Here is a 9,978-nt window from a genome sequence, read left to right on the forward strand (position 1 = left end):
GGGGGCAGGCGACCGGTGCCGCGGGCCGGGCGGTGGCGACGGCGGTGGCGACGGCGACGGCGAGCGAGGCGGACTCGCGTCGCGCCGGTCAGCCGCTCGACATCGCGATCGTCGGGATGGCCGCGATCTTCCCCGACGCGCCGGACCTTGCCACGTTCTGGGCGAACGTCGTCGCCGGCAACGACGCGATCCGCGAGGTGCCCGCCGACCGCTGGGACCCCGAGGTGTACTACCGGGCCGACGCGGTGGTGAAGGACGCCGGGCGCCGCACCCCGTCGAAGTGGGGCGGATTCCTGCCGCGGATCCCGTTCGACGCACTGGCCTACGGCATTCCGCCGCGGTCTCTGCGCAGCATCGAGACCAGCCAGCTGCTCGCCCTCGAGGTCGCCACCCGAGCGCTGCGCGGCGCCGGCTACGACACGGGGCAGAAGGCGGCCGGTGAGGGCCGGCCGTTCGACCGCTCCCGCGCCTCGGTCGTCTTCGGCACCGAGGCCGGCACCGACCTGTCCGGCGCCTACGGGCTGCGCTCGCTGTGGCCGGGGCTGCTCGGGCCGTTGCCCGCCGAGCTCGACGAGTTCCTGCCCGAGCTGGACGAGGACTCCTTCCCGGGCATGCTCGCGAACGTCATCGCCGGGCGGGTCGCCAACCGACTCGACCTCGGCGGGGTGAACTTCACCGTCGACGCGGCGTGCGCCTCGTCGCTGGCCGCGCTCGACGCCGGCTGCAAGGAACTGCTCGCCGGCAGCTCGGACCTGGTGCTCTGCGGCGGGGTGGACACCCACGCCGGCGCGCACGACTTCCTGCTGTTCTCCTCCGTGCACGCTCTGTCGCCGGGGGGGCGCTGCCGCAGCTTCGACTCCGGCGCCGACGGCACCAGCCTGGGTGAGGGCGCCGCCGCCGTCGTGCTCAAGCGGCTCGCCGACGCCGAGCGGGACGGCGACCGCATCCACGCGGTCATCCGGGCCGTCGCCGGTTCCTCCGACGGCCGCGCCCTCGGGCTGACCGCGCCGCGCAAGGCCGGTCAGGTGCTCTCCCTGGAACGGGCCTACACGCGGGCGGGCATCTCGCCGAGCGACGTCGGCCTGCTGGAGGCGCATGCCACCGGCACCGTTGTCGGCGACCGCACCGAGCTCGCGACCCTCACCGAGGTGTTCACCGACCACGGTGCGACCCCCGGCCAGTGCGCGGTCGGCTCGGTGAAGTCGCAGATCGGGCACACCAAGTGCGCCGCCGGCCTGGCCGGGCTGATCAAGGCGGCGAAGGCGGTCGAGACCGGCGTGCGCCCGCCGACCCTGCACATCGACACCCCCAACACCTACTGGGACGCCGACACCAGCCCGTTCTACTTCGACGAGGCCGCGAAGCCCTGGGCGGCGCCCCCAGGCCGACGCCACGCCGGGGTGTCGGCGTTCGGCTTCGGCGGCACCAACTTCCATGTGGTGCTGTCCGCCTACGACGGCGGGCCGGAACCCGCCCACGGCCTGGACCACTGGCCCGCGGAGCTGTTCGCCGTGCGCGGCGCCGACCGGGCGGCCGCCGACCGGGCGCTGGATCGGCTCGCCGCCCTGGTCGGTACGAACGACGACGCCGGGCGGCCGTTCCGCCTGCGCGATCTGGCCCGAACCACCTGCGCTGCCGGCGGCGGCCCGGTGCAGGTCGCGTTCGTCGTCGAGGATCTCGACGGGCTGCCCGCCGCCATCGAGGCGGCTCGTACGTTCACGGCGAACCCCCGCGCCGGGCTGTTCGTCCGTGACGACGCCGAGCCGGGCGCGACCGCGTTCCTGTTCCCCGGCCAGGGCAGCCAGCGGCCCGGGATGCTCGCCGACCTGTTCGTCGCCTTCCCCCGGCTGCGGGCCGTGCTCGACCTGGCCCCCCAGTGGGTCGACACGATGTTCCCCCCGGCCGCGTTCACCCGGGAACAGAAGGCCGATCAGGTGGCGGCGATCACCGACACGCGGGCGGCCCAGCCGACGCTCGGCCTCGCCGGCCTCGCCGTCCATGACCTGCTCACCGGGCTCGGGGTCCGTCCGGACCACGTCGGCGGGCACTCCTACGGCGAGCTGATCGCCCTGTGCGCCGCCGGGGCGCTCGACCGGGCGGACCTCGTCGGGCTCAGCGAGGCGCGGGCCGCCGCGATCCTCGCCGCAGCCGGGGATGACCCGGGCACGATGGCCGCCGTCCAGGCACCCGTCGAGCGGGTACGCGAGGTGCTCGCCGGGCTCGACGGTGCCGCGGGCGGCGCCGGCCACGTCGGCGGCGCCGGCCACGTCGTCATCGCCGGCCACGTCGTCATCGCCAACCACAACGCCCCGCGGCAGTGCGTGATCTCCGGGCCGACCGCCGCCGTGGGCGACGCCGTGGCCGCCCTCGGCCGGGCCGGCATGACCGCCCGGCCGATCCCGGTGGCCTGCGCGTTCCACAGCCCGGTCGTGGCTGCGGCCGCCGGCACGCTCGCCGAGCGTCTCGCCGCGCTCGACGTCGCCGCACCGGCGCTGCCCGTGTGGTCCAACACCACCGCCGAGCCGTACCCGTCGGCGCCGGAGCAGGTGCGGGCGACGCTCGCCGGCCAGGTGGCGGCGCCGGTGCGGTTCAACGAGCAGATTGAGGCGATGTACGCGGCCGGCGTGCGCACCTTCGTCGAGGTTGGCCCCGGTCGGGTCCTCTCCCAGCTTGTCGGCAAGATCCTCGGCGGGCGGCCGCACCGGGTCGTGGCCACCGACGTCGCGGGAGAGTCGGGGCTGCGCCGGTTGCTGTTCGCGCTCGCCGAGCTCGCCGCGGCCGGCGTCGGCGTCGACTCGGCGCCCCTGTTCGCCGGGCGTGACGCCCGGGTGGTGAGTGCCACGGACGTGCCGCGCCGGCCCGGCTGGTTGATCGACGGGGCCTACGTGCGCACCGCCGACGGCCGCTTCCTGCCGGGCGGGCTGCGGCCGCCGACCCGGCTGGTCCGCGCCCTCGGTCCGGGCACAGACGACCCGGCGACGCCGGCCACGGCGGCTTCCGCGGACGCCACGGCGGCACCCGCGGCTCCGGCCCCCACGGCACCCACGGCACCCACGGCACCCACGGAGAGACCGTCCGTTGCGGCACCCTCCGTCGAGTTTCCCGCGATCGAGGGCGTGCGGGGATTCGTCTCGCGGAATCCGGCGCCACCGCTCGTGCCCGCTGACCTGACCGATGATCCGGCGGTCCTCGCCGCCGGCCTGCCCGAGCTTGGAGGTGGCGGCCCGGTGGACGCCGTGGTGTTGGAGTTCCTGCGGACCACCCGCGAGCTGGTCGCGGCGCAGCGTGACGTGGTACTGGGCTACCTGGGCTACGACCCGACCGGCCTCGACCGCCCAGCGGCGCGCGACGGCATCGGCGCCGTTCCGGCGGTCCCCCACCAGGCTCAGCCGGGGCAGGCACGGACCGCCGGCGCAGCGGCGACTGCGCCGGCGGTCCGACGACCCGTGTCGGACCCGGCGGGCGTCGATCTGCCGCCGGTCGTCGCTGCCCCGGTCGTCGCTGCCCCGGTCGTCGCGGCGGCGCCGGCGGCTCGGCCCGCGGTGCTGGCTCGGTCGGCGGTGTTGGACGCGGTGGTGGGGGTGATCGGGGACCAGACGGGTTATCCGGTGGAGATGCTGGAGCCGGATCTGGATCTTGAGGCTGATCTGTCGATTGATTCGATCAAGCGGACGGAGATCCTGGGGGAGTTGGCGGCGCGGTTGGGGCTGGTCAATGCGGGTTCGGGGGAGTTGGACGAGGAGGTCGTCGAGGAGCTGGCGGCGATCAAGACCGTCCGCGGCATCGTCGACTGGGTGATGGACCGCCTTGCCGTCACCGTCGCAGGCTCGGCTCCGGCGGCGTCCCCCGGTCCGGCCGGCGCTTCCACCGCGGTAGCGGCGGTGACCGGCGAGTCACCCGAGGCGATTGCGCTGCGTCGCTTCGTCGTCGAGCCGGAGATCCTGCCCGCGCCGGCCGGTGCGGCGCCGGTCAACCTCTCCGGCTCCCGGTTCCTGCTGGTGGAGGGCGGTCTCGGGGTCGGCCTGGCGCTTGCCACCCGGCTGGAGCAGTCGGGCGCCGAGGTGCGGATCCTCACCGCCGCCGACGCCGGCCTCGTCGACCAGATCCGGGCCGGAGTCGGTACCGACGGCCTCATCTGGATCGCCTCCGCCGACCCGGACGCGGACGAGCACGCGATCCTGCCCGGCGCGTTCCCCGCTCTACGGGCCGCCGCTCTCGGCGGCAGCCGGCGGGTGCTCATCGCCACCGGCGACGGCGGGCGGTTCGGCCGCACCCGCGCCGCCCGCCCTGGTACGACGTCCGACCCGCGCGCGATCGACACTCTGGAATACGCCCGTCGCGCCGACGCCGGCGAGTTCACCGTTCGCCCGACCCCGGGCGCGGGGCTCGCCGGTCTCGTCCGCACGATCGCCCGGGAGGTCCCCGGCCTGGCGCTGCGCCTCGTCGACGTCGAGCCGAAGGACGAGCCCCGCCGGATCGCGGACGGCCTGCTCGCCGAGCTGCTCACCCCCGGCGGACCGCTGGTCGTGGGTTACCGGGACGGGGTGCGCGCGACCCCGCGGGTGCGGCCCGCGGGCGTCGACGGGGCCGGCGACCTGCCGGCCGGGCTCGGACCGTCCTCGGTCGTGCTGCTCACCGGCGGCGCCCGGGGCATCACCGCGGCGGTCGCCATCGAGCTCGCCCGGCGCAGCGGCTGCGCCGTCGAGCTGATCGGGCGCACCACGCCACCCGTCGGGCCGGAGGATCCCGCCACCGCGGGCGCCGCCGACGCGCCGGCGCTGCGCCGCGCGTTGATCGAGACCGGCGTGCGTCGCCCGGCCGAGATCGAGGCCAGCGTCGCCCGGCTGCTGGCCGAGCGGGAGGTGCGGGCGACGCTGGCGACCCTGGGCGGCCTCGCGTCCTCGGTGCGATACCACGCGGTGGATGTGCGCGACGGCGCGGCCGTCGCCGCGGTGGTGGCCGACGTCTACACCCGCCGCGGTCGCCTCGACGGGCTGGTGCACGGCGCGGGCCTGCTCGCCGACCGGCTGTTGCGCGACAAGACACCCGAGTCGTTCGACCGGGTCTACCGGACGAAGGTCGACGGCGCCCGGGCGCTGCTCGCCGCGGTGCGCGACGACGTCGGTTTCGTCGCCCTGTTCGGCAGCGTCGCGGGGGTCTTCGGCAACCGGGGCCAGGTCGACTACGCCGCCGCGAACGATGCCCTCGACACGCTCGCGAGCGCGGCGGCGGGGCGTTTCGCCGGCCGTGTCGTCAGCGTCGACTGGGGCCCCTGGGCCTCGCCGGCCGGCGCTGCGGGTGGCGGGATGGTCTCGGCGGAGCTCGCCCGGGAGTACGCCCGCCGCGGTATTGGCCTGATCGACCCGGCTGTCGGGGTCGCCGCGTTGCTGCGCGAGTTGGCGGGCCCGTCCGGCGGGCCGGCGCAGGTCGTCTACATGTGCGCCGACACGGGGGCGTTCGATGCGTGACCCCGGCGGCGGGTCCGGGGCGCCGCCGATCGCCGTGGTGGGGATGTCGGCGCTGTTCCCGGGCGCCGGCGACCTCGACACGTTCTGGCGCAACATAGCCGGCGGGGTCGACGCGATCCAGGCGCTCCCGCGGGATCGCTTCGATGTCGACGACTACTTCCCGCCCGAGCGGCCGCCCGGCGCGGGCGCGGCGCCGGCCGGTGCGGCGGACGGCTTCTACTGCCGGCGCGGCGGCTTCGTCGACGAGTTCGCGACGTTCGACCCGACGGCATTCGGCCTCGTGCCGAACTCCGTCGACTGGGCCGAGCCGGACCAGTTGCTGGCACTGCGGCTCGCTGCCGAGGCGATCACGGACGCCGGCGGGCCCGACGGGCTCGGCGACGCCGAGCGGGTGGGCGTCGTGCTCGGCCGCGGCGGATACGTGGGATCCGGGGTGGCCCGGCTCGAGCAGCGGGTGCGCACCTCCCGCCAGCTCGTCACGACGCTGCGTGAGGTCCTGCCGGACCTGCCCGCCGACGCGGTTGAACGGGTCCGCGAGGCGTTCGTCGCCCAGCTGGGCCCGGCCCGGCCGGAGGCGTCGATCGGCCTGGTGCCCAACCTCGCCGCGTCCCGCATCGCGAACCGGCTCGACCTGCGCGGTCCCGCCTACACGGTGGACGCGGCCTGCGCGTCGTCGCTCATCGCCGTCGAGATGGCGATGCGCGATCTTGGCTCGGGCCGCACCGACACGATGATCGTCGGCGGCGCTCATCTCGTTCATGAGCCGTCGTTCTGGAGCGTGTTCTCCCTGCTGCGCGCGCTGTCGCCGAGCGAGGCGATCCGCCCGTTCGACCGGCGCGCGGACGGCATCCTCATCGGCGAGGGCGTCGGCATGCTGGTGCTGCGCCGGCTGGCCGACGCCCGCCGCGACGGCGATCGGATCTACGCGGTGCTGCGTGGCGCCGGCACGTCGAGCGACGGCCGCTCCGCCTCCCTGATGGCCCCCGCCGTCGACGGGCAGGCCCTCGCCGTGCGCCGCGCCTGGGCGGACGCCGGGCTCGACCCGACCGCACCGGGCGCGATCGGCCTGGTCGAGGCGCACGGCACGGCCACCCCGACCGGCGACGCCGTGGAACTTGCCACCCTGGGCCGGATCTTCGGCACGGCGGCCGCGGCCGGCACGGGCGGCGCGGGGCGGGCGGACATCGGGATCGGCTCGGTCAAGTCGATGATCGGCCATGCGATGCCCGCGGCCGGCGCGGCCGGCCTGATCAAGACCGCGCTCGCCCTGCACCACCGGGTGCTGCCGCCGACGCTGCACTGCGACGAGCCGCACGCCGCCTTCGCCGGCAGTCGGTTCGCGCCGGTGCGCGCGGCGACCGACTGGGACACCCCGGCGGGCGGCGGCCCCCGGCGCGCCGGCGTCAACGCCTTCGGCTTCGGCGGGATCAACGCCCATCTCGTCGTCGAAGAGGCGCCGTCGACCGCCCCGACGACCCCGGCCCGCACCTTCCCCGCCGCCGCGCCAGCGCATCCGGCGGGAGTCGGACTGTCGACGGCCGGGACGTCGGTGACTGGACTGTCGACGGCTGGGACGTCGACGGCTGGGACGTCGAGGACTGGGGCGTCAGTGGCGGCGGCTGCGCCGCGGGTGGCCGACCCGGCCGCGGAACCGGTCCTGCTGCTCGCCGGGAGCAGTCCGGCGGAGCTGCTCGCCCAGCTCGATGCCCCCGACGCGGAGCTGCTCGACCGGGATGACGCGGCGAGCCCGCCATCCGGCGGTCCCTGGCGCCTCGCCCTGGTCGCGCCGAGCCCGCGCCGGCTCACGCTGGCCCGCACGATCGTGGAACGGGGCAACCCGTGGCGGGGCCGAAACGATCTGTGGTTCACCTCGGCCGGCCTGCTCGACCCCGCCCGGCCCGACGGGACGCCACCCGGGCAGACGGCGTTGCTGTTCTGCGGCCTGGAGGACAAGTTCGCCCCGCGCATCGACGATGTCTGCGCGCATTTCGGGCTCGCCCGCCCGGCCCTCGACGACACCGGGATGCTCGGCCGGCACGGTGTCGCGAGCGTCGAGGTGGGGCGCATCCTCGACGAGGCGCTGCGCCGGCTGGGAATCGTCCCGGACCTCGTCGGCGGGCACAGCATCGGCGAGTGGAACGCGATGATCAGCAGTGGGCTGATCGCCGGCGAGTTCGCCGACGCCTTCATCGCCGGCTTCGACCCGGCCGCGCTTGAGGTGCCCGGGGTCGTCTTCGGGGCGCTGGGCTGCGGCGCCGTGCGTGCCGCCGAGGTCATCGCCGACCTCGACGAGATCGTCGTCTCCCACGACAACTGCCTGCACCAGTCGATCATCTGCGGGCGCGAGGAGAACGTGCGCACCGCGCTGGAGCGGCTGCGCCGCGAAGGTGTACTGGGGCAGGTCCTGCCGTTCCGCTCCGGCTTCCACTCCCCGTTCCTCGCCCCCTACCTGGACCGGCTGCGGACCAGCCTCGCCAACACCACTCTCGGCGAGGCGACGATCCCGATCTGGTCGGCGACGACGGTCGCGCCCTACCCGCGCGATCACAACGCCGTCCGCGAGCTCGCCCTGCGCCATCTCCTCGAGCCCGTCCGGTTCCGCGAGCTCATCCGCCGGCTGCATGACACCGGGGTTCGTGCGTTCGTCCAGGTCGGCGTGGGCAGCGTCGCCGGGTTCGTCGACGACACGCTGCCCGACCTCGACGCCCTCGCCGCCCGGTTCACCGCGGCGCACCGGGCCGGCCATTCGGTGGCCGTGCACTGCGTGACCCGGGTCCAGACGGTGCTGACGCTCGCCGCGCTCGACATCGCCGGCCCCCGCCGCGGCGATCGCCTCGAGCACGGCGCTGTCGTGCCACCCGAGCTGCACGGACAGCTACGCCGCACCGGGCTTGTCGTCGTCACCCAACCCAACTTCATCGCCGAGCGCGGCGACCGCTACCTCGTCGACGTCACCGACGAGGATCCGGCCTCGCTGTACCCGGCGGCTTCCCTCGTGCGGGCCGGCATCGGACTCGCCGCCGGCACCGACGCGCCGTTCGGCCATCCCGACCCGTGGCGGGCCATCGCCGCCGCGGTGACGCGGCGCACCGCCGCGGGCATCGTCCTGGGAGCCGACGAACGCCTCGACGCCGCCTCGGCCCTGGCGCTGTTCCTCACCGACCCGGCGGACCCGACCCGCGTGCGCCGCGTGCGTCTCGGCGCACGCGGCGACCTCTGCCTGCTGCACCGCCCCCTGCGGGCGGCCCTGCGTGACCCGTCCGCCGCCCAGGTCCGCCTGACGATCGTCGACGGCGTGCCGCTGGGCGGGCAGGACCAGGCCCGCCGATGAGAGCAGGCCCGCTGATGAGAGATTGCTTGCACGGCGACCCAGGTGGGCGCGCTGATGTGCACAGTGGCGGCATGGACCCACGACGCGATCCGGAGCGGCTCAGCCTCGCCAGTTACCCGCTCAGTCACCCCGTCCAGGCGCGGTTCAGTGACCTGGACGGCAACGGCCACCTGAACAACGTCGCGCTGGCCTCCTTCTACGAGGACGCGCGCATCACCCTCGACTGGCGGATTTTCACCGACGGCAGGCCCGTGCCGTTCGAGGGCTTCACCTTCGTCGTCGCCAACATCTCGATCCATTACCTGGCCGAGGCGCGCTATCCCGCGACGTACGTCGTCGGCTGCGGGGTCGGCCGGATCGGCACCTCCTCGTTCGTGCACAGCGCGGGCCTGTTCCGCGACGGCGTCTGCCTCGGGCTCTGCGACAGCATCCTGGTCCACCTCGTCGACGGAGTACCGACGCCCATCCCGCCCGACCGCCGGGCGCAGATGGAGGCGCTGGCCTTCCCGGTGCGCGCGGGTGGCGCGTCGACCGAGGCCGACGACGGAACCGTCTCGATTCCCGGCCAGCCGGAGGAGTCGGCCTCGGGGCTGGTCAGCTCCAATCCCGATTCAAGATAATCAACGGTGTTGACGGCATCTCGCCGGGATGATCATCGAGGGATGCGCTCAGCCGTGCGAACCGGGAGTAAGCGGCCAGCCGGGCAGGTTGCGCACGATCATCCAGGTCAGCGCTGCGCCGCCGAGCGCGTAGGCCAGCGGTGCGGGCAGGGGGGCGTACCGGTCGCGGCGCACGGCCTGGGCCTGGCGGGCCAGCAGAGCGGCGAGCAGCGGCGCGCAGGCCAGGACGAACGCGTTGTCGTGGCCGGCCGCCGCCCACTGCCCGTGGAGCACGTCGTAGGTGGCGCGTAGGGTCCCGCAGGCCGGGCAGTCCAGACCGGTCACGCCACGAATGGGGCAGCCGGGCATCGCCGTCGACGGGTCATGCGGGTCGTGGCCGGCAAGGTAGGTCAGGCCGGCCACGGCCGCCGCGGCGACTGCCCAGGCCACGGCGCGGCGTCGACGTGATCCGGCCGGTGCTGTCGGCCGGGGTGCGGGCGGGGCCGTAGCCGGGTGCGCTCCGGCCGGGATCGGCGCCGGCCGTCCGGGTGGGGGACCGGCGGGATCCAGACCCGGGGGC

Annotated in this window: 4 protein-coding genes; 3 read left to right on the top strand and 1 reads right to left on the bottom strand. The window is 75.4% G+C overall.

Going from position 1 to position 9,978, the window contains the following annotated elements; genetic code table 11:
• The 3 genes from NBZ83_RS25250 to NBZ83_RS25260 all read left to right on the top strand — a co-directional run.
• Nucleotides 1–5,468, top strand: a 5,468-nt coding sequence (locus NBZ83_RS25250; RefSeq protein WP_261575924.1) for a type I polyketide synthase, incomplete at its 5' end; no start/stop codon positions are given.
• The gene (locus NBZ83_RS25255) at nucleotides 5,461–8,799 is read left to right on the top strand and encodes a beta-ketoacyl synthase N-terminal-like domain-containing protein (protein ID WP_261575925.1); all 3,339 of its coding nucleotides are present in this window, start codon (nucleotides 5,461–5,463) and stop codon (nucleotides 8,797–8,799) included. The genes NBZ83_RS25250 and NBZ83_RS25255, both read left to right, overlap by 8 nt.
• Before the next feature lie 71 nt (nucleotides 8,800–8,870).
• Entirely contained in the window at nucleotides 8,871–9,419 is a 549-nt protein-coding gene (locus NBZ83_RS25260) for an acyl-CoA thioesterase (protein ID WP_261571164.1), read from the top strand.
• A 48-nt stretch (nucleotides 9,420–9,467) separates the two neighbouring features.
• On the opposite strand, the gene NBZ83_RS25265 is transcribed toward NBZ83_RS25260, so the two are convergent.
• A complete protein-coding gene (locus NBZ83_RS25265; protein ID WP_261571165.1) occupies nucleotides 9,468–9,848 on the bottom strand; it encodes a DUF2752 domain-containing protein in 381 nt (126 codons plus the stop codon).
• Nucleotides 9,849–9,978: the final 130 nt, after the last annotated feature.

This window comes from Frankia gtarii (assembly GCF_025403375.1).
GTDB lineage: Bacteria > Actinomycetota > Actinomycetes > Frankiales > Frankiaceae > Frankia > Frankia gtarii.